The sequence below is a fragment of the Streptomyces sp. NPDC005302 genome (assembly GCF_040607345.1).
Classification (GTDB): Bacteria; Actinomycetota; Actinomycetes; order Streptomycetales; family Streptomycetaceae; genus Streptomyces.
The window spans coordinates 51,975-76,766 of the sequence record NZ_JBEXGN010000021.1 but is presented as its reverse complement, the minus strand read 5'-3'; the positions used below and the strand labels follow the sequence as shown (position 1 = coordinate 76,766).

Annotated in this window: 24 protein-coding genes; 19 read left to right on the top strand and 5 right to left on the bottom strand. The window is 69.7% G+C overall.

Annotation, left to right across the window (positions count from 1 at the left end; genetic code table 11):
* Nucleotides 1–42 precede the first annotated feature (42 nt).
* From ABZT74_RS27055 to ABZT74_RS27045, 3 genes are all read left to right on the top strand, one after another.
* Entirely contained in the window at nt 43–777 is a 735-nt protein-coding gene (locus ABZT74_RS27055; protein WP_356438799.1) for an A24 family peptidase, read from the top strand.
* A 72-nt stretch (nt 778–849) separates the two neighbouring features.
* Complete coding sequence (mqnC, locus tag ABZT74_RS27050) at nt 850–2,064, top strand: cyclic dehypoxanthinyl futalosine synthase (protein ID WP_356176873.1); 1,215 nt, start codon at nt 850–852, stop codon at nt 2,062–2,064.
* Between the two features lie 7 nt (nt 2,065–2,071).
* On the top strand, nt 2,072–2,671 hold the full coding sequence (locus tag ABZT74_RS27045; protein WP_355878126.1) for a hypothetical protein: 600 nt from the start codon (nt 2,072–2,074) through the stop codon (nt 2,669–2,671).
* A gap of 20 nt (nt 2,672–2,691) precedes the next feature.
* Here ABZT74_RS27045 and ABZT74_RS27040 read toward each other — a convergent pair whose 3' ends face one another.
* Nucleotides 2,692–3,723, bottom strand: coding sequence for a chitinase (locus ABZT74_RS27040; RefSeq protein ID WP_356438796.1), 1,032 nt, complete (start codon nt 3,721–3,723; stop codon nt 2,692–2,694).
* A 351-nt stretch (nt 3,724–4,074) separates the two neighbouring features.
* Between ABZT74_RS27040 and ABZT74_RS27035 the strand changes: the two genes are divergently transcribed.
* The 4 genes from ABZT74_RS27035 (at nt 4,075) to ABZT74_RS27020 (ending at nt 9,078) form a co-directional block, all read left to right on the top strand.
* Entirely contained in the window at nt 4,075–4,545 is a 471-nt protein-coding gene (locus tag ABZT74_RS27035) for a hypothetical protein (RefSeq protein ID WP_355878120.1), read from the top strand.
* A 20-nt stretch (nt 4,546–4,565) separates the two neighbouring features.
* Nucleotides 4,566–6,860 carry a bifunctional polysaccharide deacetylase/glycosyltransferase family 2 protein gene (locus ABZT74_RS27030; protein WP_356438794.1) on the top strand — a complete coding sequence of 765 codons (2,295 nt, stop codon included), beginning with the start codon at nt 4,566–4,568 and terminating at the stop codon, nt 6,858–6,860.
* Entirely contained in the window at nt 6,857–8,221 is a 1,365-nt protein-coding gene (locus ABZT74_RS27025; protein ID WP_356438791.1) for an acyltransferase, read from the top strand. Before ABZT74_RS27030 ends, ABZT74_RS27025 begins: the two co-directional genes overlap by 4 nt.
* A gap of 161 nt (nt 8,222–8,382) precedes the next feature.
* A complete protein-coding gene (locus ABZT74_RS27020; protein ID WP_164369603.1) occupies nt 8,383–9,078 on the top strand; it encodes a demethylmenaquinone methyltransferase in 696 nt (231 codons plus the stop codon).
* Between the two features lie 46 nt (nt 9,079–9,124).
* Here ABZT74_RS27020 and ABZT74_RS27015 read toward each other — a convergent pair whose 3' ends face one another.
* Together ABZT74_RS27015 and ABZT74_RS27010 are read right to left on the bottom strand one after the other, a co-directional pair.
* Entirely contained in the window at nt 9,125–9,451 is a 327-nt protein-coding gene (locus ABZT74_RS27015; protein WP_356176916.1) for a PASTA domain-containing protein, read from the bottom strand.
* A gap of 160 nt (nt 9,452–9,611) precedes the next feature.
* Nucleotides 9,612–10,118 (bottom strand): GNAT family N-acetyltransferase, encoded by a 507-nt coding sequence (locus ABZT74_RS27010; RefSeq protein WP_355878109.1) that lies wholly within the window; start codon nt 10,116–10,118, stop codon nt 9,612–9,614.
* Between the two features lie 97 nt (nt 10,119–10,215).
* Between ABZT74_RS27010 and ABZT74_RS27005 the strand changes: the two genes are divergently transcribed.
* Nucleotides 10,216–11,517, top strand: a complete 1,302-nt coding sequence (locus ABZT74_RS27005) for a geranylgeranyl reductase family protein (protein WP_356176883.1) — start codon at nt 10,216–10,218, stop codon at nt 11,515–11,517.
* Nucleotides 11,518–11,590: 73 nt separating this feature from the next.
* Here ABZT74_RS27005 and def read toward each other — a convergent pair whose 3' ends face one another.
* Nucleotides 11,591–12,226: a peptide deformylase gene (gene def, locus ABZT74_RS27000; protein ID WP_355878103.1), complete on the bottom strand. Its 636-nt coding sequence runs from the start codon at nt 12,224–12,226 to the stop codon at nt 11,591–11,593.
* Between the two features lie 178 nt (nt 12,227–12,404).
* Entirely contained in the window at nt 12,405–13,244 is an 840-nt protein-coding gene (locus ABZT74_RS26995) for a C40 family peptidase (protein ID WP_355878100.1), read from the bottom strand.
* A 711-nt stretch (nt 13,245–13,955) separates the two neighbouring features.
* Here ABZT74_RS26995 and ABZT74_RS26990 point away from each other — a divergent pair.
* The 11 genes from ABZT74_RS26990 to nuoK are packed head-to-tail and all read left to right on the top strand — an operon-like array spanning nt 13,956 to nt 24,789.
* Nucleotides 13,956–14,315 carry an NADH-quinone oxidoreductase subunit A gene (locus tag ABZT74_RS26990; protein ID WP_007383963.1) on the top strand — a complete coding sequence of 120 codons (360 nt, stop codon included), beginning with the start codon at nt 13,956–13,958 and terminating at the stop codon, nt 14,313–14,315.
* Nucleotides 14,316–14,329: 14 nt separating this feature from the next.
* On the top strand, nt 14,330–14,884 hold the full coding sequence (locus ABZT74_RS26985) for an NADH-quinone oxidoreductase subunit B (RefSeq protein WP_053743379.1): 555 nt from the start codon (nt 14,330–14,332) through the stop codon (nt 14,882–14,884).
* Nucleotides 14,881–15,621, top strand: coding sequence for an NADH-quinone oxidoreductase subunit C (locus ABZT74_RS26980; protein ID WP_356176885.1), 741 nt, complete (start codon nt 14,881–14,883; stop codon nt 15,619–15,621). Before ABZT74_RS26985 ends, ABZT74_RS26980 begins: the two co-directional genes overlap by 4 nt.
* The gene (locus ABZT74_RS26975) at nt 15,618–16,958 is read left to right on the top strand and encodes an NADH-quinone oxidoreductase subunit D (RefSeq protein WP_356176887.1); all 1,341 of its coding nucleotides are present in this window, start codon (nt 15,618–15,620) and stop codon (nt 16,956–16,958) included. Before ABZT74_RS26980 ends, ABZT74_RS26975 begins: the two co-directional genes overlap by 4 nt.
* 29 nt (nt 16,959–16,987) lie before the next feature.
* Nucleotides 16,988–17,827 carry an NADH-quinone oxidoreductase subunit NuoE gene (gene nuoE, locus ABZT74_RS26970; RefSeq protein ID WP_356438881.1) on the top strand — a complete coding sequence of 280 codons (840 nt, stop codon included), beginning with the start codon at nt 16,988–16,990 and terminating at the stop codon, nt 17,825–17,827.
* Complete coding sequence (nuoF, locus tag ABZT74_RS26965) at nt 17,827–19,176, top strand: NADH-quinone oxidoreductase subunit NuoF (protein ID WP_164369610.1); 1,350 nt, start codon at nt 17,827–17,829, stop codon at nt 19,174–19,176. Before nuoE ends, nuoF begins: the two co-directional genes overlap by 1 nt.
* Entirely contained in the window at nt 19,173–21,677 is a 2,505-nt protein-coding gene (locus ABZT74_RS26960; protein ID WP_356438787.1) for an NADH-quinone oxidoreductase subunit G, read from the top strand. Before nuoF ends, ABZT74_RS26960 begins: the two co-directional genes overlap by 4 nt.
* A complete protein-coding gene (gene nuoH, locus ABZT74_RS26955; RefSeq protein ID WP_355878087.1) occupies nt 21,674–23,047 on the top strand; it encodes an NADH-quinone oxidoreductase subunit NuoH in 1,374 nt (457 codons plus the stop codon). Before ABZT74_RS26960 ends, nuoH begins: the two co-directional genes overlap by 4 nt.
* A complete protein-coding gene (nuoI, locus tag ABZT74_RS26950; RefSeq protein ID WP_356438784.1) occupies nt 23,040–23,681 on the top strand; it encodes an NADH-quinone oxidoreductase subunit NuoI in 642 nt (213 codons plus the stop codon). The genes nuoH and nuoI overlap by 8 nt, the downstream gene beginning before the upstream one ends.
* Entirely contained in the window at nt 23,678–24,493 is an 816-nt protein-coding gene (locus tag ABZT74_RS26945) for an NADH-quinone oxidoreductase subunit J (RefSeq protein ID WP_355878081.1), read from the top strand. Before nuoI ends, ABZT74_RS26945 begins: the two co-directional genes overlap by 4 nt.
* The gene (gene nuoK, locus ABZT74_RS26940; RefSeq protein WP_164369613.1) at nt 24,490–24,789 is read left to right on the top strand and encodes an NADH-quinone oxidoreductase subunit NuoK; all 300 of its coding nucleotides are present in this window, start codon (nt 24,490–24,492) and stop codon (nt 24,787–24,789) included. The genes ABZT74_RS26945 and nuoK overlap by 4 nt, the downstream gene beginning before the upstream one ends.
* Nucleotides 24,790–24,792: the final 3 nt, after the last annotated feature.

Genomic DNA, 24,792 nt, shown 5'->3' with positions numbered 1-24,792 from the left:
GGGCGCCCGCCGTCGCCGTACCGACTCTTCCTGGGGGAACGCGTGGATCTCGATCTCTGGACGGCCGTCGGCGCCGCTCTGTGGGGCGCGGCGGCCGGCCTGCTCGTGCCGCGGCCCGCCTACCGCTTCGCCGTCGACCCGGGCGAGCCCTGGCGGGACAGCTGTCCCGACGGCCGGACGATCACCGGCCCGGCGCGCGGCTGGCTCGGGCTCGCGCGGTCGCAGGGCGCCCCCTACGGTCCCGGCACCCTCCTCGTCTCCCTCGCCACCGCCCTCCTGTGCGCCGGGCTCGCCCTCGCGACCGGCACCCGGCCCGAACTGGCCGTCTGGCTGCTGCTCGCGCCGCTCGGTGTGCTGCTCGCCGTGGTCGACTTCCGGGTGCAGCGGCTGCCCGACCCGCTGACCCTGCCGTTCGCGGCGGTGGCGCTCGCCCTGCTCGGGGTGGCCGCGGCCCTGCCCGAGCACGCGGGGGAGTGGCCGTCGGCGCTGTTCGGGGCGCTCGCGCTCGGCGGCGGGTACTTCGTCCTCTTCCTCATCAACCCGAACGGCATGGGCTTCGGTGACGTGAAGCTGGCCCTGGGTCTCGGCGCCGTCCTCGGCTGGTACGGGTGGAGCGCGGTGTTCCTCGGGACCTTCGTCGGGTTCCTGTTCGGCGGGCTGTACGGGCTGGGCCTGGTGATCGCGCGGCGCGCGGGCCGCAAGACGTCGATCCCGTTCGGCCCGTTCCTGATCGCGGGCGCCTATGCGGGGCTCCTGATCGGGGCGTACGCGGCCTGACGTCGGGCGGCCCGGGGAGCTGGCGTAGGCTGGCTTGGTCTGTCCACAACCCTTACGAAAGGGACGCTCCCGGTGACCGAGAAGGCCGACCTTACGTCGTTTGATGTCGCAGCCGTCCTCGACCGTGCTGCCGCGGGTGGGCGGATCACTCCGGAAGAGGCGCTCGTCCTCTACCGCGACGCACCGCTGCACGCGCTCGGCGCAGCCGCCGACGCCGTACGCCGCCGCAGGTACGCGGGCACGGAGCACATCGCGACGTACATCATCGAGCGCAACATCAACTACACGAACGTGTGCGTCACGGCGTGCAAGTTCTGCGCGTTCTACGCGGCCCCCAAGGACACCGCCAAGGGCTGGACGCGCGACCTCGACGACATCCTGCGCCGCTGCGCGGAGACCGTCGAGCTGGGCGGCACGCAGATCATGTTCCAGGGCGGACACCACCCGGACTACGGCGTGGAGTACTACGAGAAGCACTTCGCCGCGATCAAGGGCGCGTACCCCGAGCTGGTCATCCACTCCCTCGGCGCGTCCGAGGTCGAGCACATGGCCCGTATCTCCAAGGTGAGCGTCGAGGAGGCCATCCAGCGGATCCACGCCGCCGGCCTCGACTCGTTCGCGGGCGCCGGCGCCGAGCTGCTCCCGGCCCGACCGCGCAAGGCGATCGCCCCGCTCAAGGAGTCCGGCGAGCGCTGGCTGGAGATCATGGAGATCTCGCACGGTCTGGGCGTCGAGTCGACGTCCACCATGCTGATGGGCACCGGCGAGACCAACGCCGAGCGCATCGAGCACCTGCGGATGATCCGTGACGTACAGGACCGGACGGGCGGCTTCCGCGCCTTCATCCCGTACACCTACCAGCCCGAGAACAACCACCTGAAGGGCCGCACGCAGGCGACGCTCTTCGAGTACCTGCGGATGATCGCGATCGCCCGCCTGTTCCTCGACAACGTGGCGCACATCCAGGGCTCCTGGCTGACCACCGGCAAGGAGGTCGGCCAGCTCTCCCTGCACTACGGCGCCGACGACCTCGGCTCGATCATGCTGGAGGAGAACGTCGTCTCCTCCGCCGGCGCGAAGCACCGCTCCAACCGCATGGAGATCATCGATCTCATCCGCAAGGCGGGCCGCGTCCCCGCGCAGCGGACCACGACCTACGAGCACATCGTCGTCCACGACGACCCGGCGAACGACCCGGTCGACGAGCGCGTGATGTCGCACATCTCCTCGACGGCGATCGACGGTGGCACGGCCCACCCCGAGTTGAAGCTGCTGGCCTCCAACTGACGCCCCCATGCTGACGATCCACGCCGCCGAGCGGTCACCCGAGACAGCGGTCCTGGCCGACGGGGCGACTGTCGCCGCCGTCGGCCCGTACGAGGAACTGGCCGCCGCCCACCCGAGCGCGAGGGTGCGGCACTGGCCCGGCATCTTGACGCCAGGCCTGCTGAACCCGTACGGCCCGGAGCTCCTGGAGGCCATGTACCACCCGGACCCGCGGGAGGCCGCGGGCTTCGGCACCGAGCCCATCGGCGGGGAGCGGGCCCGGCGGATCTTCCGCGCCGATCCTTCGCGCGTCGGCGCGAGCGCGCGCCGTGGGGTCCAGCGGTTGCTGGCGCACGGCACGGTGGCGGTTGCCGGGGAGCTCACGTCGCGCCCCGTGGTCGACGCGGTGCGCAGGGCCGGTCTCGCGGTCGGGCGGCGGCCGGACCGGCTCGCGGGCCCGGCGGCGCTGTCCCCGACCCCGCTGATCCTGCTGCCGGGCCCCACGCCGGGCGGTCCGGCCCGATTCGCCGTGTTCGACGTCGCGGACCGTGCAGAACTGGTCCTGCGGGGTGCGGGGACCTGCGTGGCGACCGTGATCGGCGGGCGGCTGGTGTACCGCAGCCGTTGATCACGGCAGGGGGCGCCGGCTCAGCCCGCGAACGCCTTCGCGAACGCCCCCGAACCCTGCTTCACGCCACTGCAGTCGGTGGCCGCGTCGTCGGCGTTGTCGTCGTCCCCGCACTGCTGGTCCCGGAACGTCGACCACATCGACACCCAGGCGATCTTCTTCCGCTCGGCGAACTCCCGTACCTGCGCCGCGTCGTCGAGGGAGAACGTCTCGTTGTCCACGTCGTTGACGCCGATCATCGAGGTGAGCGCGAGCCCCTGCCAGGCGCTCGCCGCCGAGAGTCCGAAGACCTTCTGCAACTGCCGGTGCGCGGCGCCGGCCGAGGTGATCGCGTAGTCGCCCATGTCGTCCGCGTACGAACTCCCGTAGTTCATGGTCATGATGTTGACGGTGGAGACCTTCACGGCGTGGTCGTTGGCGGACTCCAGGAGCGCCAGGCCGTCGTCGTCGAGGCCTGAGGGCATCACGGGCAGCGTGAACGAGACCTTCAGGTCGCCGCGTTCCTTCTGAAGGAGCGCGATGGCCTCGGAGCGCAGGGCGACCGAGGCGGAGTCGGCCAGTTGGGTGCCCTCCACGTCGAAGTCGGCCTGGGACGAGCCGGCTTGGTCGAGCGCCTTGCCGTAGGCGTCCGCCAGCTCGCTCGCGCTGTCGCACGTCGAGGCCAGCTCCTTGCCGGACGCGCCGCCGAAGGAGACCCGTACGCTCGCACCGGACTTCTTGAGTGCGGCGATCCGGGATTTCACGGCCGCGTCGCCGATGGCGTACGTCCCGTTCCACTTCGGCGTGCAGGCGCTGCCGTCCGCGATCACGAAGGCCAGGTTGTAGGTCGTCGGAGAGCCCGCCGCGTCCGTCGCGCCGGGCGTCGTGGCGCTCACATAGGGCGCGTACGACGTGCTCGACGCCGACGCGGCCGCGGGTGCGGAGGCCGACGAGCCGGTCCCGGGAGTCCGCGCGGGTGCCGCGTCCGTGGTGGAACCACCCGAGGAACACCCCGCGCAGGCCAGGGCGACCAGGCAGGCGAGCCCCGCGACCGGCTTCAGGAAACTCCTCATTGCGTACGCACCCGCTCTCGTGATGTCTGTCTCAGGACGGAAACAAACTGTCGTTTCCTGATAGGGAATGTGTCACACCCGGAACGTAATTCCGAATGGAGGTCATTCATCGGTATTGCCGCGGAAGAGGGCGGGCGGGAGTGGCCGAGAGGGGTGGATAAAGGGTCATGTCGGGCGTATCGATGGTGCATTTCTCCTGTATCGGGCATGCCTGAGCTGCGTGGATGGCGGTGGATTCCCGTCGTATCGCCTCGGGTCTCATAGAGAAAATACAGCTATGGCTGTCTCTCATGGGCCGTTCACACGGAAAGCAGAGTTTTCGCCACAAGGAGCCGACCTAATGTCGGGGAAATGCAATCCGAGTCCGCCATCGAAAACCGCGCCCCGGTGCGCGGCCGCCGCCGCGAACGCGGCAGTGGGGCCGTGGACGGCCCCGTGTTCGTTGACAGCTCCGGCCGCCGCGCCCGCCTGCTGCGCAGAGTCGGCCTCCTCGTCGGCGCCGGGTGTCTCGGCTACGCCGTCGTGCTCGGCATGGCCTTCATGGGCTGGGGCACCTCGCTGACGCCGTCCTCCCTGATCCCCTTCGACGGCGGCCGGGCCGGCTCCGCTCCGGGCGGCGGGGGACCCGGCGCGGGCCGGGCCGGCACCGCACCCACCGGCGGCCCGACCGCACTCCCCAGCGGCGCTCCGACCGGCCTTCCCGGCGGCGCCCCCACCGGAGCGGCCACCGACGCCGCGTCCTCGGCCGCCTCCGCCGCGTCGGCGTCCCTCTCCGTCCCCACCTCGACCGCCGGGGCTACCGCCTCCACCGGCGCCAACTGACGGGCACGGAACCCACCTTCATGACCACGACGACGCCCGCACGCGGCCGCCGGCGCGCCCCCTCCAGGATGGAGCGGGCCGCCGGACGGGCCGCGGCGTTTCAGAAACCACGAGTCATCCTCGCCCTGCTGCTCCTGCTCGCGCTCACCAGCGTGATGCTGCTCGACGGCTATCTGCGCTCCGAGATCGGCAACGACGCCCGGGTCCGCGACGGCGCGGCCTACGACAAGGTCCCGAGCAGGATCCTCGACGGCGGACCCATCCTCACCTTCGACCGCGGCACCGCGAAGACCCAGTCCGTGCCGGACAAGACGATCGTGCTCACCTTCGACGACGGGCCGACCGCGACCTGGACGCCTCAGGTCCTCGAGGTCCTGCGGGAGAACGACGTCGACGCCACCTTCTTCATGGTCGGCTCGATGATCTCCCGCTACCCGAGCGTGGTGAAGTCGCTGGTGAAGCAGGGCAACGAGGTCGGCATCCACACGTTCACCCACGTCGACCTCTCCTATCAGAGCGCCGCCCGCCTGCAACGGGAGCTGAAGCAGACGCAGTTGGCTCTCGCGGGTGCGGCCGGCGTCACCACCACTCTGTTCCGCGCCCCGTACTCCTCGGAGATCGACGCCGTCGACAACTACAGCTGGCCCGTCTACAAGGAGATCGGGAACCTCGGTTACACCAGCGTCTTCGTCGACACCGACAGCGACGACTGGAAGAAGCCGGGCGTCTCGAAGATCGTCCGGTGGGCGACGCCGAAGAAGAACAAGGGCGCCATTGTCCTGATGCACGACGCGGGCGGCGACCGGTCGCAGACGATCACCGCGCTCGGCACGTACATCAAGAAGATGAAGGCGAAGGGCTACACCTTCACCACCGTCAGCGGCGCCCAGGCCATGCTGAACCGGAGCCAGGCCGCCGTGGGACAACAGCCCGGCTCGGCGGGCGCGGGCGCGGGCTCGGGTGCGGGGACCGGCGGCGAGAGCGCCGCGCAGGCCGCCCAGCACGAGGCCGCCGGCGCGACCCTCTACGAGGGCAGGGCGCTCGTCTACGCCGTCGCGGTCGCCGAGTGGGTGGTGCCCGCGCTGTCGTGGTTCCTCGTCGTCGTCGGCGTCGCCGTCATGGGCCGCTTCGGGATGATGCTGGTCCTCGCCCGGCGCCACCACCGGCAGCGCAACCGCAATCGCAGACGCGGCAAGGGCGTCGGAGGGGGCAGGTTCAGCTGGGGGCCGACGGTCACCCGGCCGGTGAGCGTGATCGTGCCCGCGTACAACGAGAAGGAGTGCATCGCCAACACACTGAGATCACTGGCGAAGAGCACCCATCCGATCGAGATCATCGTGGTCGACGACGGCTCCGACGACAACACGTCCGAGATCGCCGAGTTGCTCGGCATGCCCAACGTCCGGGTCATCCGGCAGGAGAACGCGGGCAAGCCGGCCGCGCTCAACAACGGTGTCCGCAACGCCCGTCACGACATCGTCGTGATGATGGACGGGGACACCGTCTTCGAACCGGACGCCGTGCACCAGCTCGTACAGCCCTTCGCCGACCCGGAGATCGGGGCCGTCGCGGGCAACGCCAAGGTCGGCAACCGCACCACCCTGATCGGCGCGTGGCAGCACATCGAGTACGTGATGGGCTTCAACCTCGACCGCAGGATGTACGACCTGCTGCGCTGCATGCCCACCATCCCGGGCGCGATCGGCGCGTTCCGCCGCGACGCGGTCCTCGGTGTCGGAGGGATGAGCGAGGACACCCTCGCCGAGGACACCGACATCACCATCGCCATGCACCGCGCGGGATGGCGAGTCGTCTACCAGGAGCACGCCAGGGCCTGGACGGAGGCGCCCGGTTCGCTCAAGCAGCTGTGGTCGCAGCGCTACCGCTGGAGCTACGGCACCATGCAGGCGCTCTGGAAGCACCGCAAGTCCCTGACGGACAAAGGGCCTTCGGGGCGCTTCGGCCGCGTGGGCATGCCGCTGGTCGTCCTCTTCCAGATCGTCACGCCGGTCTTCGCGCCGCTCATCGACGTGTTCACCGTCTACTCGATGATCTTCGTGGACCTCCGCGCCGCGGTCCTCGCCTGGCTGGCCGTGCTCGCCGTCCAACTCGTCTGCGCGGCCTACGCGTTCCGCCTCGACCGGGAGAAGTACCGCTATCTCGCGATGCTCCCGCTCCAGCAGCTCGCCTACCGCCAGATGATGTACCTGGTCCTGATCCACTCCTGCGTCACGGCCCTGACCGGCGGCCGGCTGCGCTGGCAGAAGCTCAAGCGCACGGGCGAGGTCGGCACCCCGGCGGGAGCGGGCCGATGAGCCGGGAGCACCAGCCGTACGGGCACGGGCACAGCTCCGGGCACGGGCACGGCTCCGGGCACGGGCACGGCTCCGGGCACGGGCATGAGCACGGCTCCGGGCACGAGTACGGGCACGGCTACGGGTACGAGGGCCACCAGGGACGGCAGCCCCACCCCCAGCCCTCGTCCGTGCGCCACGAGTACGTTCCCGAGGCGGAGACGGTGGTGCGGTCACCGGCGCAGTTGCCGGTACAGCCGGCGGTACAGCCGCCGGTGCCGGCCGCGGAACCCGTTCGTGGCGCCCCGCCGAAGGGCGGGCATCGGGCGGGACGAAGGCGCGCGCTCCCGGGCGTACGGGACCGCTACTTCGACTCCCTGCGCGCGGTCGCCCTGGTGCGCGTCGTCGCGTACCACACGTTCGGCTGGGCCTGGGCGGGCCTGGTCTTTCCCTCCATGGGGGTCATGTTCGGCCTGGCCGGCACGCTCATGGCGAAGTCGCTGGAGCGCCCCGCGCCCAAGGTCGTGCGGAGCCGGCTGCGCAGACTCCTGCCCCCGTTCTGGTTCTGGGGCGTCTTCGTGGTCCTGGCGATGCTGGTCCACGGCTGGATGCCGGGCTGGGAGATCGTCTACTGGATCGTGCCGCTCGGTGATCCGCCGGGCAACGCGTGGGGCGAGCAGGCCTGGGAGATCCTCTGGTACCTGCGGACGTACCTGTGGTTCGTGCTGCTGTCCCCGCTGCTGCTGCGGGCGTTCCGGCTCGCCCCGGTCCCCGTGCTCGTCCTGTCCCTCGCCCCGGTCCTGGTCCTGAACTTCTTCTGGGAGGCGCCGGACAACCGGTTCGGCAGCGCCCTGTGGGACCTGGCCACGTACCTGTTCTGCTGGCTCCTCGGCTTCGCGCACCGCGACGGGGTGCTCCAGCGGCTGCGGCCGGCCGCGGTGGTCACGGCGTCGCTGGCGGCCCTGGCCTACGGCGGCTGGTTCGCCTTCGCGCACCGGTCGGAGTTCGGCACCTACGACCTCGACGAGATCCCCCTCGCCCAGGCCTTCTGGTCGGCGGGTTTCGTGACCCTGCTCCTCTACTTCAAGGCCTACTACGACGTCGACTTCGCGTGGCTGACGCGCTTCCGCCGGCTCGACCGGACGGTGACGATCTTCAACGGGCGCGCGGTGACGATCTACCTCTGGCACGAGATCGCCCTGATCCTGGCCGTCCCCCTGATCGACCAGTTCTGGAAGGTCCCCGCCTTCGAGGCGTGGCTGCCGCTGGAGAGCCAGTGGTTCATGTTCGCCGTCGGCTGGGTCCTGATCTGGATCGCGATCGCCCTGTTCGGCTGGGTCGAGGACGTGGCGGCGAGGAAGAGGCCGCGGCTGCTGCCGTGACGGGCGCCTGTCGCGGCGATTCCGGGGGCCGTCGCGGGGGCGTTCGTGCCGGGGCGCCCCCGGGGCCCGGTGTCGCGGCCGCCGTTCCCGAAGGGGTGCGGGAGAGGGGCGTACGGCCGGGCGCCGCCGAGTCGTCCGGCCCGTACTGCCACAATGGGACGGTGACCCGCGCATCCCTGGACAAGCAGCCGCACGAAGTCGCCTCGATGTTCGACGACGTGGCGGAACGGTACGACCTGACGAACGACCTGCTGTCGCTCGGCCAGGACCGGGTGTGGCGCAAGGAGGTCGCCAAGGCGGTCGACGCGCGCCCCGCGCAGAAGATCCTGGACCTGGCGGCGGGCACGGCGACCTCGTCCCTGCCCTTCGCCCGCAGCGGCGCGTACGTCGTCCCCTGCGACTTCTCCCTCGGCATGCTCCGGGTGGGCAAGCGCAACCATCCCTGGCTGCCGCTGACCGCCGGTGACGCCACGAAGCTGCCGTTCAAGGACGACACCTTCGACGCCGTCACGATCTCCTTCGGGCTGCGCAACGTCCAGGACACCGACACCGCCCTCAGCGAGCTGTACCGCGTGACCAAGCCGGGCGGACGCGTCGTGATCTGCGAGTTCTCGCACCCGACCTGGGCGCCGTTCCGCACGGTCTACACCGAGTACCTGATGCGCGCGCTGCCCCCGGTCGCCCGCGCCGTCTCCTCGAACCCCGAGGCGTACGTCTATCTCGCCGAGTCCATCCGCGCCTGGCCGACCCAGCCGGAGCTGGCCGAGCGGCTGCGCAAGGCCGGCTGGTCGAAGACGGCCTGGCGCAACCTCTCCGGCGGCATCGTGGCCCTGCACCGCGGCTTCAAGCAGGCCTGAGCGACCCGGGGCGCCCTTCCCGAGAGCGGCCCCGCCCGCACTCCCGCTACCTGAGCACCTCGAACGGGTCCCCGGGGCGGTCGAGTTCGCGCCGCATCCCGCCCGACGGCGGACGGGGCGGCCTCGGCTCGCGCACCCCCGCGCCGCCCTCCGCGTCCCCGAGGTCGAACCACACGGTGACGACGGCGCCGCGCGGAACCTCCGCACCGGGCTGCGGAAACTGCCGTACGACGTAGTCGACGACCGTCCGATGGAAGTCGGGCCGGTCGGGCGCGGCGAGCAGCACACCACGCGCCTCGGCCGTCTCCCGCGCGTCCACGGCCATCAGGCCCACCAGCCGCGGCACGCGCACTTCGGGTGTTCCGGGTGTCATACGCACAGACGTCACCCCCAGCGGTACCGGCAGGGTATGCCTCGGCCGTGCGCTTCGGGAAGGAGCGCGGAGAGCGCGGGAAGACCGCCCTCCGAGCGCCGCCCTCGTAGCGCCGGCCTCAGAGCGCCGGCCTCAGAGCGCCGGCCTCAGAGCGCCGCCCTCAGAGCGCCAGCCGGTAGCGGTGGCCCTCCGTCTGCGAGGCGGGGACGGTGAACCGCTCCGCCAGCTCCATGCCGAGCCGTCTCGTCACCGCGATGGAACGGGCGTTGCGCGCGTTGACCATCGCGACCACGTCCGTGACGCCCGCCGACCGGACCCGCTCCAGCGTGGTCAACGCCGCCGCCGTGACGTACCCCTTGCCCCAGTGCGCCCGCGCGAGCCGCCAGCCGATCTCGATCTGCCCGGCCGGCCCCCAGGCGTGAGGCCACGGCTGGGCGCCGGTGAAGCCCAGCACCTCGCCCTCCGCGTCGACCATCGTCCACAGACAGAACCCGTGCTCAGCGTCGTGCCGCCGCTGCCGTGCCGTGAGTTCCTCGTACACGGACAGCTCGGCCGCGCGGCCCCCGTGGAACTCCATGACGTCCGGGTCGGCGAACACCTGGTGCCACGCGTGGGCGTCCTCGTCGGTGGGCACACGCAGTCGTACATCGGGGAGAGCTCGGTTCACGGGGCAGCCCTTCAGCTGGTGATCGGTACCGCTGCATAGACTGCCCATGTCCAGTGCCCGTCGGCACGTTGATTTCGAGTCTTGGGGAGACCCCGCCGTGACCGAGCCCCAACCCCTCTCCGAAAACACCGCCGACGTCATCGTCGTCGGGGCCGGGCCAGCCGGTTCCACCACCGCCTACTACCTGGCGAAGGCGGGGCTCGACGTCCTGCTGCTGGAGAAGACCGCCTTCCCGCGCGAGAAGGTCTGCGGTGACGGACTGACCCCGCGCGCCACCAAGCAGCTCGTGTCGATGGGCATCGACATCTCCGAGGAAGCGGGCTGGCTCCGCAACAAGGGGCTGCGCATCATCGGCGGCGGCGTCCGGCTCCAGCTGGACTGGCCGGATCTCGCCTCCTTCCCCGACTACGGACTCGTCCGGAAGCGGGACGACTTCGATGAGCAGCTGGCGCGGCAGGCGCAGAAGGCGGGCGCGCGCCTGCACGAGCGGTGCAACGTCGGTGCCCCGATCATCGACGACCGCACCGGCCGCATCACCGGCGTGCACGCGAAGATCGGCGACGCGGACTCCAAGGAGAAGCGGGAGGTGACCTTCCACGCCCCGTTGGTGGTGGCGGCCGACGGCAACTCCACCCGTCTCTCCCTCGCGATGGGCCTGCACCGCCGGGAGGACCGCCCGATGGGCGTCGCGGTGCGTACGTACTTCACCTCGCCGCGTCACGAGGACGACTACCTGGAGTCCTGGCTGGAGCTGTGGGACCGCCGGGGTGCCGAGGACCGGCTGCTGCCCGGCTACGGCTGGATCTTCGGTATGGGCGACGGCACGTCCAACGTGGGTCTCGGCGTCCTCAACACCTCCGACTCCTTCAAGGAGCTGGACTGGCGCGAGGTACTGAAGGCCTGGTGCGCCTCGATGCCGGAGGACTGGGGCTATACGCCGGAGAACATGACCGGCCCGATCCGCGGCGCCGCCCTGCCGATGGCCTTCAACCGCCAGCCGCACTACACCAAGGGCCTGTTGCTGGTCGGCGACGCCGGCGGTCTGGTGAACCCCTTCAACGGCGAGGGCATCGCCTACGCCATGGAGTCGGGCCAGATCGCCGCCGACGTGATCGTCCAGGCTCACGCGCGCTCCACCCCGGACCAGCGTGAACTCGCCCTCCAGCGCTACCCGCGTGTCCTCAAGGACACCTACGGCGGCTACTACACCCTCGGCCGCGCCTTCGTGAAGCTCATCGGCAACCCGAAGGTCATGAAGATCGCCACCCAGCGCGGTCTGACCCACCCGATGCTGATGAAGTTCACGCTGAAGATGCTCGCCAACCTCACCGACCCCACCGGCGGTGACGCCGCGGACCGCATCATCAACGGCCTCTCGAAGGTGGCGCCGAAGGCCTGACCCGACCGGCCCGACCCGTCTGACGGACACAGCGAGCGGCGGCCCGATCGACCGGGGCCGCCGCTCGCCGCCGTCAGCCCCGGCTGCCCGTCAGCTCGGACTCCCTGGCGGCGCGGCGGGCCAGGACCTGGTCGCGCCGCTCGGCCACCTGCCGCAGGGCGTCCTTCCGCTCGCGCCGGGCGAGGCGGTCCAGATAGACGTGGCCGTCGACGTGGTCGCTCTCGTGCGCGAGGCACCGCGCGAAGTACCCCGTCCCCTCGACGACCAGGGTGTTCCCGTCCTTGTCGACGCCGCGCACGACGGCACGGTCGGGCCGTGGCACGTCCACGACGGCCCCCGGGACGGACAGACAGCCCTCACCCTCGTCCAGCAGCCGCCGGCCGGACGGCGCGAGGCGTTCCAGGACGGGGTTGGCGATGTGGCCGACGTGACGGTTCCCGTCGTCGTCCGGGCAGTCGTAGACGAACAGGCGCAGACCGACACCGACCTGGTTCGCTGCCAGGCCCGCGCCGTCGGCGACATACATGGTCAGGAACATGTCGTCGATGAGCGCGGCGAGGTCGGGACCGAACTCGGTCACGTCCCGGCAGGGACGGTGCAGGACCTCTTCACCGACCTCGGTGATCCGCCGGACCGTGCCTCGGCGGGCCTCCGGCGTGAGCGGGGGATATGAGCCGACGGGGTTTCCCTGGACGAACACACGGGGCATCGCTGTCTCCTTCGGGTGCGCGGGCACCGCGGCCGACGGCGGCCCGCCGACTCCCCGGCGCCGGAGCCCACTCTCCCGCAGAGGCGGAGCGCGTCGTGCCCGAACGGGGTGAGGAGCCCGGACAACCCGAAGGACCGCCTCCCCTGAGGGAAGCGGTCCGCCGAAGGTCACCCGCGGGTCAGAGCACCCGCACCGCGCCCGTCGCCGGGTAGCCCGAAAGGTCCTGGATCACGACGCCCTTGGACGGGTTGGCCGCGTCGAGGTACTGCCCGCCACCGATGTACACACCGACGTGGTACGCCGAGCCGGCCGAACCCCAGTACAGGATGTCGCCGACCTGGACATCGGACAGCGAAACCGGCGTACCGGACGTCGACTGGGATTCCGAGACGCGCGGCAGGTCGACACCGACCTGCTTGAACGCCGCCTGCACCAGACCCGAGCAGTCCCACGCGTTGGGTCCGGTGCCGCCCATGACGTACGCGTCGCCGACCTGAGCCTTCAGGAAGGCGACGACGGTCGCGACACTGCCGCTGGCCGGGGCGGCCACGTTCGTCGAGGTGGACGAACCGGCGGAAGCGGACAGAACGGTGCGCTCCGAGGAACGCGAGACGGCCTCGGCCGCCGCGGCCTTCCGTGCGGCCTCGGCCTTCTTCTTGGCCTCCGCCTTCTTCTTGGCGTCGGCCAGGTCGGCCTTGGCCTGCTTGGCGGCCTTGGCGGCGGCCGCGTCGCGCTCCGCCTGGAGCTCGTAGTTGGCCGCGGTCTGCTGGGTGGCGTCCGCGGACTGCGCGACCTGCGTGGCCAGGTCGGCCGTCAGGGTCGGCAGTTCGAGCGTCTGCGTGACGGGCTCGGCAGCGTTCGCCGAACCAGCCGCCCCGGCGACGGCCAGGGTGCTGAGAACGCCACCGGCAACTCCGGCGCGCATCGCGAGCGACGACGCGTTGCGACGGGGCTTTCGGTGGCTTCGTATGTGAGCGGTGTGGGACATGGGTACAAGCGGTACCAGGGGCTCCTCCATACCTTCAAGAAACGTGTGGTGCGCCACAGTTGTTCAATCGACGGCCGAATTCAACGCGCGTCACTCCTTATTGACGCCGTAACGGGCATTGCGGACAACGTCCACCGAGCCCGTGATCATGGCCTTTCAGTAATACGTCCGAATTGCCCGCGACCTACCATCGGTTGAGTCCCATGGCCAAGCCCGGCTTATCTGACTCACAGGTAGATGTGGCGCAGGTCACGGAACGGTCCGCGGGCTGGTCGCGTCCCGCGCGAGCGGCGGGCTTCCCTCCGCTCGTGAACGCGTGCACGCGTCCACACCCGTCCGCTCCGCTCCCCTGAAGTGTGAACGCCGTCCTCTATCAAGGCCGCTCGTCCAGCACCAATTTGCATGCGTCGGAAGTCTCTTGATATGGAGACGACGCCTCGGACCTGCGGTGACGAGCGGAAATGTCACGTCTGGTGATCGACCGGACGCTTCGCGTACGAAGATCACCGCTCATCCGACTTCATGATCGTTCGTCAGGTGGTGGAGATCACAAAGCTTGTGCAATACCCCGTGTCGCAGATCACAGACCGCCGGGCATAAGATGCGAGGCAGTTGGGCTTGTGACCTGCTTCACATGTCCGCGATCTTCGCCGGGACGGGTGAGGTTCGCGGCGCTGGCGAGGCGGGTGTTCAGGCCCTGGAACCGCCACCAGTCAGTGCCGACTGAGAGGAGCGAGGAGCGTGAACGCGTATGCGCCGATCCTCGTACTGGGAGCCCTCGGGGCAGGCTTTGCGATCTTCTCCGTGGTCATGGCCACGCTGATCGGTCCGAAGCGCTACAACCGCGCGAAGCTCGAAGCCTACGAATGCGGCATCGAGCCGACCCCCACGCCGGCCGGCGGCGGGCGCTTTCCCATCAAGTACTACCTGACGGCGATGCTCTTCATCGTCTTCGACATCGAGATCGTCTTCCTCTACCCCTGGGCCGTCACCTTTGACGCCCTGGGTGTTTTCGGGCTCGTGGAGATGCTGCTCTTCGTGCTCACCGTCTTCGTGGCGTACGCGTACGTATGGCGGCGCGGCGGCCTGGAATGGGACTGAGGGGCCTTTAAGACATGGGACTCGAAGAAAAGCTGCCGAGCGGATTCCTGCTGACAACGGTCGAGCAGGCCGCGGGCTGGGTGCGCAAGGCGTCCGTCTTCCCCGCGACATTCGGACTCGCCTGCTGCGCCATCGAGATGATGACGACCGGCGCCGGGCGATACGACCTGGCGCGCTTCGGTATGGAGGTCTTCCGCGGGTCGCCCCGCCAGGCCGACCTGATGATCGTGGCCGGCCGGGTCAGCCAGAAGATGGCGCCGGTGCTGCGACAGGTCTACGACCAGATGCCCAACCCCAAGTGGGTCATTTCCATGGGGGTTTGTGCTTCATCGGGCGGAATGTTCAACAACTACGCCATTGTGCAGGGAGTCGACCACATCGTCCCGGTCGACATCTATTTGCCCGGGTGCCCGCCGCGGCCCGAGATGCTGATCGACGCGATTCTCAAGCTGCACCAGAAGATCCAGACCTCCAAGCTCGGCGTCAACGCCGAGGAGGCGGCCCGCGAGGCGGAGGAAGCGGCGCTCAAGGCGCTCCCCACCATCGAGATGAAGGGCCTGCTGCGGTGAGCGACGCGAACGGCAACGGGGTCAACCCCGAGAAGGACCTCAGCGCCTCCAACCTCCCCGGCCAGCGAGGCGACCAGGGTGAGGAGATCCGCGTCCAGCGCGGCATGTTCGGCGCCAACAACGGCGGCGACACCTCCGGTTACGGCGGCCTGGTCCGCTCGATCCGGCTCCCCGGCTCGGCCAACCGCCCCTACGGCGGCTGGTTCGACGAGGTGGCCGACGAGTTGGAGGGCGCCCTGGAGGAACAGGGACTCGTCCCCGAGAACGTCATCGACAAGACGGTCGTCGACCGCGACGAGATCACCTTCCACATCGAACGCGAGCACCTGGTCCGCGTCGCGCAGACCCTGCGCGACGACCCGGCGCTCCGCTTCGAGCTGTGCACCGGCGTCTCCGGGGTCCACTACCCGCACGACAAGGGCCGCGAGCTGCACGCCGTCTACCACCTGCGCTCGATCACCCACAACCGGCTGATCCGCCTGGAGGTCAGCGCCCCCGACGCGGACCCGCACGTCCCGTCCCTGGTCACCGTCTACCCGACGAACGACTGGCACGAGCGCGAGACGTACGACTTCTTCGGGCTGATCTTCGACGGTCACCCCGCGCTGACGCGGATCATGATGCCTGACGACTGGCAGGGCTTCCCGCAGCGCAAGGACTACCCCCTCGGCGGCGTCGCCGTCGAGTACAAGGGCGCCCAGATCCCGGCTCCGGACCAGCGGAGGTCGTACTCATGAGCACGCAGACCCCTTCAGGGGCATCGGCCGCTTCGCCCCGCGAGACGACCGAGGGCACCGTATATACGGTCACCGGCGGCGACTGGGACGAGATCGCCCAGTCCGTGGCCAAGTCCGACGACGAGCGCATCATCGTCAACATGGGCCCGCAGCACCCGTCCACCCACGGCGTGCTCCGGCTCATCCTGGAGATCGACGGCGAGACGGTCACCGAGGCCCGCTGCGGCATCGGCTACCTCCACACCGGCATCGAGAAGAACCTCGAGTTCCGCACGTGGACCCAGGGCACCACGTTCGTGACGCGCATGGACTACCTCACGCCGTTCTTCAACGAGACGGCCTACTGTCTCGGCGTCGAGAAGCTCCTCGGGATCACCGACCAGATCCCCGACCGCGCCACGATCATCCGCGTGCTCCTGATGGAGCTGAACCGGCTCTCCTCCCACCTGGTGTGCATCGCCACCGGCGGCATGGAGCTGGGCGCCACGACGATCATGATCTACGGCTTCCGTGATCGTGAACTCATTCTCGACATCTACGAGCTGATCACCGGCCTGCGGATGAACCACGCGTTCATCCGCCCCGGCGGACTCGCCCAGGACCTGCCGCCGGGCGCGGTGGACCAGATCCGCGAGTTCGTGAAGAAGATGAAGAAGAACCTTCCCGAGTACGACAAGCTCGCCACCGGGAACCCCATCTTCAAGGCCCGTATGCAGGACGTCGGCTACCTCGACCTGGCCGGCTGCATGGCCCTCGGTGCCACCGGCCCGGTCCTGCGTTCGGCGGGCCTGCCGCACGACCTGCGCAAGTCCCAGCCCTACTGCGGCTACGAGACCTACGACTTCGAGGTCCCGACCGCCGACACCTGCGACTCCTACGGGCGCTTCCTGATCCGCCTGGAGGAGATGCGCCAGTCGCTGCTGATCGTCGAGCAGTGCCTGGACCGGCTGCAGCCCGGCCCGGTCATGGTCGCCGACAAGAAGATCGCCTGGCCCGCCCAGCTCGCGCTCGGCCCCGACGGTCTCGGCAACTCGCTCGACCACATCAAGAAGATCATGGGCACCTCCATGGAGGCCCTGATCCACCACTTCAAGCTGGTGACCGAGGGCTTCCGCGTGCCGCCGGGACAGGCGTACGTCGCCGTCGAGTCACCCAAGGGCGAGCTCGGGGTGCACGTCGCATCCGACGGAGGCACCCGCCCCTACCGGGTCCACTTCCGCGACCCGTCCTTCACCAACCTGCAGGCCATGGCGGCGATGTGCGAGGGCGGCCAGGTCGCCGACGTCATCGTCGCCGTCGCGTCCATCGACCCCGTGATGGGAGGCGTCGACCGGTGACCACCACCCCCGAGGGCGTCAGCCTGGGCATGCCCCAACTGCCCGCGCCCGACTACCCGGACGACGTCCGAGCCCGGCTGGAGGCGGACGCGCGCGAGATCATCGCCCGCTACCCCGACTCCCGCTCGGCGCTCCTTCCGTTGCTGCATCTCGTGCAGTCGCAGGAGGGCCACGTCACGCGCACCGGGCAGCGGTTCTGCGCGGACGTCCTCGGTCTGACGACCGCCGAGGTCAACGCGGTCGCGACCTTCTACTCGATGTACCGGCGCAAGCCGAGCGGCGACTACCAGGTGGGTGTCTGCACCAACACCCTCTGCGCCGTGATGGGCGGCGACGCCATCTTCGAGGCACTGCAGGACCACCTCGGCGTGGGCAACGGAGAGACCACCGGCGACGGCAAGGTCACCCTGGAGCACATCGAGTGCAACGCGGCCTGCGACTTCGCCCCGGTCGTGATGGTCAACTGGGAGTTCTTCGACAACCAGACCGTGGACTCGGCCAAGCGCCTCGTCGACGACCTGCGCACGGGAGCGGACGTCGAACCGACCCGTGGCGCCCGGCTGTGCACCTTCAAGGACACCGCCCGGATCCTGGCCGGCTTCCCCGACGAGCGCGAGGGCGCCGTCGAGGGCGGCGGCAGCGCGGGCCACGCCTCCCTGGTCGGCCTGCGGCTGGCCAAGGGGGAGAGCACCCCCGCGCGCGTGGTGCATCCGCGAGGCGGAGAGGCACCCCGGGAGAGGACCTCCGAGGACCGGACGCCGCCCGGGCAGCCGCCGGCCGGACACCAGAGTTCGCACGACGCGCCGCAGGACACGTCGGCCTCCGACCCGTCCCATCCGGCGGGTCCGGTCGCAGAGGAGGGGGAGTGATGACCTTGGCAGCAGAGATCAACGAAACCAGTCCCGAAAAGCTGCTCGCACCCGTGCTGTCGGCCTTCTGGGACGAGGACAGGTCCTGGTCGCTGGACGTCTACAAGAGGCACGAGGGGTACGAGGGCCTGCGCAAGGCACTCGCCATGTCGCCGGACGACCTGATCGCCTACGTCAAGGACTCCGGACTGCGCGGCCGCGGCGGCGCCGGATTCCCCACCGGAATGAAATGGCAGTTCATTCCGCAGGGAGACGGCAAACCACACTATCTAGTTGTCAACGCCGACGAGTCGGAGCCGGGAACCTGCAAGGACATCCCGCTCCTCTTCGCGAACCCGCACAGCCTCATCGAGGGCATTGTGATCGCGTGTTATGCCATTAGGTCTTCGCATGCGTTCATCTATCTGCGGGGTGAAGTGGTCCCCGTCCTGCGGCGGTTGCACGAAGCCGTACGCGAGGCGTACGAGGCGGGCTACCTCGGCGAGAACATCCTGGGCAGCGGACTCGACCTCCAGCTCACCGTGCACGCGGGCGCGGGCGCGTACATCTGCGGTGAAGAGACCGCGCTGCTCGACTCGCTCGAAGGCCGCCGTGGACAACCGCGGCTCCGCCCTCCTTTCCCTGCTGTCGCGGGACTCTATGCGTGCCCGACTGTTGTGAATAACGTCGAGTCCATCGCGTCAGTTCCCGCAATTCTCCAAAAGGGCAAGGAATGGTTCAAGTCGATGGGCAGCGAGAAGTCTCCTGGCTTCACGCTCTATTCGCTCAGCGGCCATGTCACCAGCCCGGGCCAGTACGAAGCGCCGCTCGGTATCACGCTGCGCCAACTCCTCGACATGAGCGGCGGGATGCGCGCCGGTCACCGGCTGAAGTTCTGGACGCCGGGCGGCTCCTCGACCCCGATGTTCACCGACGAGCATCTCGACGTCCCTCTTGACTACGAAGGAGTGGGCGCCGCGGGTTCCATGCTCGGCACGAAAGCACTCCAGTGCTTCGACGAGACGACCTGCGTCGTCCGGGCCGTCACCCGCTGGACCGAGTTCTACGCCCACGAGTCCTGCGGCAAGTGCACGCCCTGCCGCGAAGGCACCTACTGGCTCGTGCAGTTGCTGCGCGACATCGAGGCCGGCAAGGGCGTGATGTCCGACCTCGACAAGCTCAACGACATCGCCGACAACATCAACGGCAAGTCCTTCTGCGCCCTCGGCGACGGTGCCGCCTCGCCGATCTTCTCCTCGCTCAAGTACTTCCGCGACGAGTACGAGCAGCACATCACGGGCCGCGGCTGCCCCTTCGACCCGGCCAGGTCGACGGCCTGGGCGGACAAGCACACGGAGGTGAACGCATGACAGTGACTACCAGCGCTCCCTCCGGAGGCGGGGAAGCGGCGGTCCCCCCGGAGGACCTCGTCGCGCTGACGATCGACGGCGTGGAGATCAGCGTGCCCAAGGGCACCCTGGTCATCCGGGCCGCGGAACAGCTCGGCATCGAGATCCCCCGGTTCTGTGACCACCCGCTCCTCGACCCGGCCGGCGCCTGCCGCCAGTGCATCGTCGAGGTCGAGGGCCAGCGCAAGCCGATGGCGTCCTGCACGATCACCTGCACGGACGGGATGGTCGTCAAGACGCAGCTCACCTCGCCGGTCGCCGAGAAGGCGCAGCACGGTGTGATGGAGCTGCTGCTCATCAACCACCCGCTGGACTGCCCGGTCTGCGACAAGGGCGGCGAGTGCCCCCTGCAGAACCAGGCGATGTCGCACGGCAGCGCCGAGTCCCGCTTCGAAGGCAAGAAGCGGACCTACGAGAAGCCCGTACCGATCTCCACACAGGTGCTCCTCGACCGCGAGCGATGCGTGCTGTGCGCCCGCTGCACCCGCTTCTCCAACCAGATCGCGGGCGACCCGATGATCGAGCTGGTCGAGCGGGGCGCTCTCCAGCAGGTCGGCACCGGCGACGGCGATCCCTTCGAGTCGTACTTCTCCGGGAACACGATCCAGATCTGCCCGGTGGGCGCGCTGACGTCGGCGGCGTACCGGTTCCGCTCGCGCCCCTTCGACCTAATCTCCTCGCCGTCGGTGTGCGAGCACTGCTCCGGCGGCTGCGCGACACGCACCGACCACCGGCGCGGCAAGGTCATGCGGCGTCTCGCCGCCACCGACCCCGAGGTCAACGAGGAGTGGGTCTGCGACAAGGGGCGGTTCGGGTTCCGGTACGCGCAGCAGCGCGACCGTCTCGACACCCCTCTGGTCCGCAACGCCGAGGGCGTCCTGGAGCCGGCCTCGTGGCCGGAGGCCCTGGAGGCGGCGGCACAGGGGCTGACGAATGCCCGCGGCCGCACCGGTGTCCTCGCCGGCGGCCGGCTCACCGTCGAGGACGCCTACGCGTACAGCAAGTTCGCGCGGGTGGCCCTCGACACGAACGACATCGACTTCCGCGCGCGCGTGCACAGCTCCGAGGAGGCCGACTTCCTGGCCGCCCGGGTCGCCGGACGCGGACGGGACCTCGACGGTACGGGCGTCACCTACACCCTGCTGGAGAAGGCGCCCGCCGTTCTGCTGGTGGGCTTCGAGTCCGAGGAGGAGGCGCCCGGCGTCTTCCTGCGGCTGCGCAAGGCCTGGCGGGGGCACGGTCAGAAGACCTACGCGCTCGCCACGCACGCCACCCCCGGTCTGGCGAAGGCGGGCGGCACCCTGCTGCCGGCGGCGCCCGGCACCGAGACCGAGTGGCTGGCCGCGCTCGCGAGCGGGGTCGGTCTCGAAGGAGACGGTGCGACGGCCGCGGACGCGTTGCGCGGCAAGGGTTCGGTGATCGCCGTCGGTGAGCGGCTGGCCGCCGTGGCCGGCGGGCTCACCGCCGCCGTACGGGCCGCCGCCGCCGTAGGGGCCCAGCTGGTGTGGTTTCCGCGCCGGGCGGGCGAGCGGGGTGCGATCGAAGCGGGCGCGCTGCCGTCGCTCCTGCCGGGCGGACGTCCGGCCACCGACCCGCGCGCGCGGGAGGAGGTCGCCGCCGTCTGGGGCGTCTCCGAACTCCCGCACCGCTACGGCCGCGACACCGGCCAGATCGTCGAGGCCGCCGCCGGAGGCGAACTGCGTGCCCTGGTCGTCGCCGGTGTGGAGGTCGCCGACCTTCCCGACCCGGCACGCGCGCGTGAGGCACTTGCCGAGGTGGGCTTCCTGGTGTCGCTCGAACTGCGGCCCAGCGAGGTCACCGACCAGGCGGACGTGGTCCTGCCCGTCGCCGCCGTCGCCGAGAAGGCCGGAAGCTTCCTCAACTGGGAAGGCCGGGTGCGCTCCTTCGAGGCGGCCCTCAAGCCCGACCAGATGACCCGGCGTCTCGCCCCCAGCGACGCGCGCGTGCTGCAGATGCTGGCCGACGCCATGGACGTACACCTGGGACTTCCGGATCTGCGGACGGCGCGCGGCGAGCTGGACCGGCTCGGCGCCTGGGACGGGCCGCACGCCACCGAACCCCTGGAGACCGGGACGCAGTTGCCGCGTCCGGCCGCCGGTGAGGCCGTACTGGCCGGGCACCGGCTGCTCCTCGACCAGGGCCGCCTCCAGCAGGGCGACGACGCGCTCGCCGGGACCCGGCACGCCGCCCACGCGCGCGTGTCGGCCGCCACGGCCGCCGAGGCGGGCGTCAAGAACGGCGATCTCCTCGCCGTGACAGGCCCCGCCGGAGTCGTCGAACTCCCGCTCCAGGTGACCGAGATGCCCGACCGGGTGGTCTGGCTCCCGCTGAACTCGACCGGCGGGGGCGTCGCCTCCGACACCGGGGCGCTGCCCGGCGCACTCGTTCGCATCGGCCCGGCGACCATCGCCGCCGAGGCCCCCAAGGAGGTGGAGGCATGACGCCGTACCTCGCCGCTGAAGACCTTTCGATGTTCGGCCGCGACCCCTGGTGGCTGGTCGTCGTCAAGGCGGTGTTCTGCTTCGCCTTCCTGATGGTGACCGTGCTGTTCTCCATCGTGTGGGAGCGCAAGGTCGTCGCCTGGATGCAGCTGCGCATCGGCCCCAACCGGCACGGTCCGTGGGGGATGCTCCAGTCGCTCGCCGACGGCATCAAGCTGATGCTGAAGGAAGACGTCATCGTCAAGCGCGCGGACAAGGTGGTCTACGTCCTCGCACCGATCGTCGCCGCCATCCCGGCGTTCATGGCGATCGCGGTGATCCCCTTCGGGCCCGCGGACAACGAGGTCTCGATCTTCGGCCAGCGCACCACGATGCAGCTCACCGACCTGCCGATCGCGATGCTCTTCATCCTCGCGGTGGCCTCGGTGGGCATCTACGGGATCGTGCTCGCCGGATGGAGCTCCGGATCGACCTATCCGCTGCTGGGCGGCCTGCGGTCCTGCGCGCAGATGATCTCGTACGAGATCGCCATGGGCGCCGCGTTCGCCTCGGTGTTCCTCTACTCCGGGTCGATGTCGACCTCGACGATCGTCGAGCAGCAGCACGACCGCTGGTACATCGTGCTGCTGCCGGTGTCGTTCCTGATCTACATCGTGACCATGATCGGCGAGACCAACCGGGCGCCCTTCGACATGCCGGAGTCCGAGGGCGACCTCGTCGGCGGCTTCAACACCGAGTACTCGTCCATCAAGTTCGCGCTGTTCATGCTCGCCGAGTACGTGAACATGGTGACGGTCTCGGCCGTGTCGACGACGCTCTTCCTCGGCGGCTGGCGGGCTCCGTGGCCGATCAGCACCTTCTGGGAGGGCGCCAACCACGGCTGGTGGCCGATGCTCTGGTTCGTGGTGAAGGTGCAGCTGCTGCTGTTCTTCTTCATCTGGCTGCGCGGCACGCTGCCGCGTGTCCGCTACGACCAGTTGATGAAGCTGGGCTGGAAGGTCCTCATCCCGGTCTCGGTGGTCTGGCTGATGCTCGTCGCGACCGTCCGGACGCTGCGCAACGAGAACTACGACTTCGCGGACATCGCCCTGTACGTGGGCGGAGGCGTCCTCTTCCTGCTGTTGCTGTCGTTCGCGGCGGACATCTTCCGCGACAAGCAGAAGGCCGAGGAAGCACCCGCCGAGCCCGCCGCCTTCGACCCGATGGCGGGCGGGTTCCCCGTGCCGCCGCTGCCCGGTCAGGAACTGCCCCCGGTGCCGCGGCGCAGCCCGCGCCGGGAGCGGGAGTTGATTGTCAGTGGCGGGTCCGATACTGCGAGTGACGGATCGATCGCCGGATCTCGTGACGGAAAGGAGGGGTCCGATGGCTGAGGAGCCGAAGGAGACCAAACCGGGTTTCCAGAACCCCGTCGCCGGTTTCGGCGTGACCTTCAAGGCCATGTTCAAGAAGCGGCTGACCGAGCAGTACCCGGAGCAGCAGAAGACCACAGCGCCTCGGTTCCACGGCCGGCACCAGCTCAACCGTCATCCGGACGGCCTGGAGAAGTGCGTCGGCTGTGAGCTGTGCGCCTGGGCCTGCCCCGCGGACGCCATCTATGTGGAGGGCGCGGACAACACCGAGGAGGAGCGCTACTCCCCGGGCGAGCGGTACGGCCGCGTCTACCAGATCAACTACGCCCGCTGCATCCTGTGCGGCCTGTGCATCGAAGCGTGCCCCACGCGCGCGCTGACGATGACGAACGAGTTCGAGCTCGCGGACAGCAGCCGCGCCAACCTCATCTACACCAAGGAGCAGCTGCTCGCCGGTCTGGAGGAGGGCATGGTCGACTCGCCTCACTCGATCTTCCCGGGTACGGACGAGCAGGACTACTACCGGGGCCTGGTGACCGAGGCGGCGCCCGGCACCGAGCGTCAGACGGCCGTCTCCAAGGGCGAGTCCTACCCGTCGGGGAGCCCTTCGGGGAGTCCGTCGGGCACGGCTGCCGAAAAGGGGGCGGAGGCATGACCGAGCTGGCCGCGTACGCGACCTCCACCGGTGAGGCCTTCCAGTTCTGGGTCCTCGGTACGGTCGCGGTGATCGGCGCCCTGTGCACCGTCCTCATGAGGAAGGCCGTGCACAGCGCGCTGTGCCTCGCCGGGACCATGATCGTCCTGGCGGTCTTCTACCTCGCCAACGGCGCGTACTTCCTGGGCATCGTCCAGATCGTCGTCTACACCGGCGCGATCATGATGCTGTTCCTCTTCGTCGTCATGCTCGTCGGTGTCACCGCGGCGGACTCCGTGAAGGAGACCATCAAGGGGCAGCGCTGGCTGGCCCTGCTCTGCGGACTCGGCTTCGGCGTCCTGCTGTTCGCCGGAATCGGCAACGCGTCCATCAAGGACTTCGACGGCCTGGCGAAGGCGAACGCGAACGGCAACGTGGAGGGCCTCGCCGCCCTCATCTTCACGAAGTACGTGTTCGCCTTCGAGATCACCGGCGCCCTGCTCATCACGGCCGCCGTCGGCGCCATGGTGCTGACGCACCGCGAGCGCACCGAGCGACCCAAGACGCAGCGGGAGATGTCCGAGCAGCGCGTCCGCGAGGGCAAGCACCTGCCGCCGCTGCCGGCCCCCGGCGTCTACGCCCGGCACAACGCCGTGGATGTCGCCGGCCTGCTCCCGGACGGCACTCCGTCCGAGCTGACCGTCATGAAGACGCTGCGCGACCGCGGGCAGGTCCGTGACGTGTCGGCCGACGCGCTGAGCGACCTGAAGGCGCTGGAACAGCGTGCCGAGGAGCGCCTGGAGCGCACGAAGTCGGAGGAGGCGTCCAAGTGAATCCGGTCAACTACCTCTATCTCGCCGCCCTGTTGTTCACGATCGGCGCCACCGGTGTGCTGATCAGGCGGAACGCGATCGTGGTGTTCATGTGCATCGAGCTGATGCTCAACGCCTGCAACCTCGCGTTCGTCGCCTTTTCCCGCCTGCACGGCAACCTCGACGGCCAGATCTTCGCCTTCTTCACGATGGTCGTCGCCGCCGCGGAGGTCGTGGTCGGGCTCGCGATCATCGTGTCGCTGTTCCGTTCCCGCCACTCGGCCTCGGTCGACGACGCCAGCCTGATGAAGCTGTAAGGG

Bases quoted from the DNA above. Each gene is read 5' to 3' on its own strand.
- ABZT74_RS27015 (WP_356176916.1), bottom strand. From the start codon at position 9,451: ATGACACCCGGAACACCCGAAGTGCGCGTGCCGCGGCTGGTGGGCCTG.
- nuoH (WP_355878087.1), top strand. From the start codon at position 21,674: ATGACGCCGTACCTCGCCGCTGAAGACCTTTCGATGTTCGGCCGCGAC.
- ABZT74_RS26960 (WP_356438787.1), top strand. From the start codon at position 19,173: ATGACAGTGACTACCAGCGCTCCCTCCGGAGGCGGGGAAGCGGCGGTC.
- def (WP_355878103.1), bottom strand. From the start codon at position 12,226: ATGCCCCGTGTGTTCGTCCAGGGAAACCCCGTCGGCTCATATCCCCCG.
- ABZT74_RS26985 (WP_053743379.1), top strand. From the start codon at position 14,330: ATGGGACTCGAAGAAAAGCTGCCGAGCGGATTCCTGCTGACAACGGTC.
- nuoF (WP_164369610.1), top strand. From the start codon at position 17,827: ATGACCTTGGCAGCAGAGATCAACGAAACCAGTCCCGAAAAGCTGCTC.
- ABZT74_RS27030 (WP_356438794.1), top strand. From the start codon at position 4,566: ATGACCACGACGACGCCCGCACGCGGCCGCCGGCGCGCCCCCTCCAGG.
- nuoI (WP_356438784.1), top strand. From the start codon at position 23,040: ATGGCTGAGGAGCCGAAGGAGACCAAACCGGGTTTCCAGAACCCCGTC.
- nuoE (WP_356438881.1), top strand. From the start codon at position 16,988: ATGCCCCAACTGCCCGCGCCCGACTACCCGGACGACGTCCGAGCCCGG.
- ABZT74_RS26975 (WP_356176887.1), top strand. From the start codon at position 15,618: ATGAGCACGCAGACCCCTTCAGGGGCATCGGCCGCTTCGCCCCGCGAG.
- ABZT74_RS27040 (WP_356438796.1), bottom strand. From the start codon at position 3,723: ATGAGGAGTTTCCTGAAGCCGGTCGCGGGGCTCGCCTGCCTGGTCGCC.
- ABZT74_RS27035 (WP_355878120.1), top strand. From the start codon at position 4,075: ATGCAATCCGAGTCCGCCATCGAAAACCGCGCCCCGGTGCGCGGCCGC.
- ABZT74_RS26945 (WP_355878081.1), top strand. From the start codon at position 23,678: ATGACCGAGCTGGCCGCGTACGCGACCTCCACCGGTGAGGCCTTCCAG.
- ABZT74_RS27025 (WP_356438791.1), top strand. From the start codon at position 6,857: ATGAGCCGGGAGCACCAGCCGTACGGGCACGGGCACAGCTCCGGGCAC.
- ABZT74_RS27045 (WP_355878126.1), top strand. From the start codon at position 2,072: ATGCTGACGATCCACGCCGCCGAGCGGTCACCCGAGACAGCGGTCCTG.
- ABZT74_RS26995 (WP_355878100.1), bottom strand. From the start codon at position 13,244: ATGGAGGAGCCCCTGGTACCGCTTGTACCCATGTCCCACACCGCTCAC.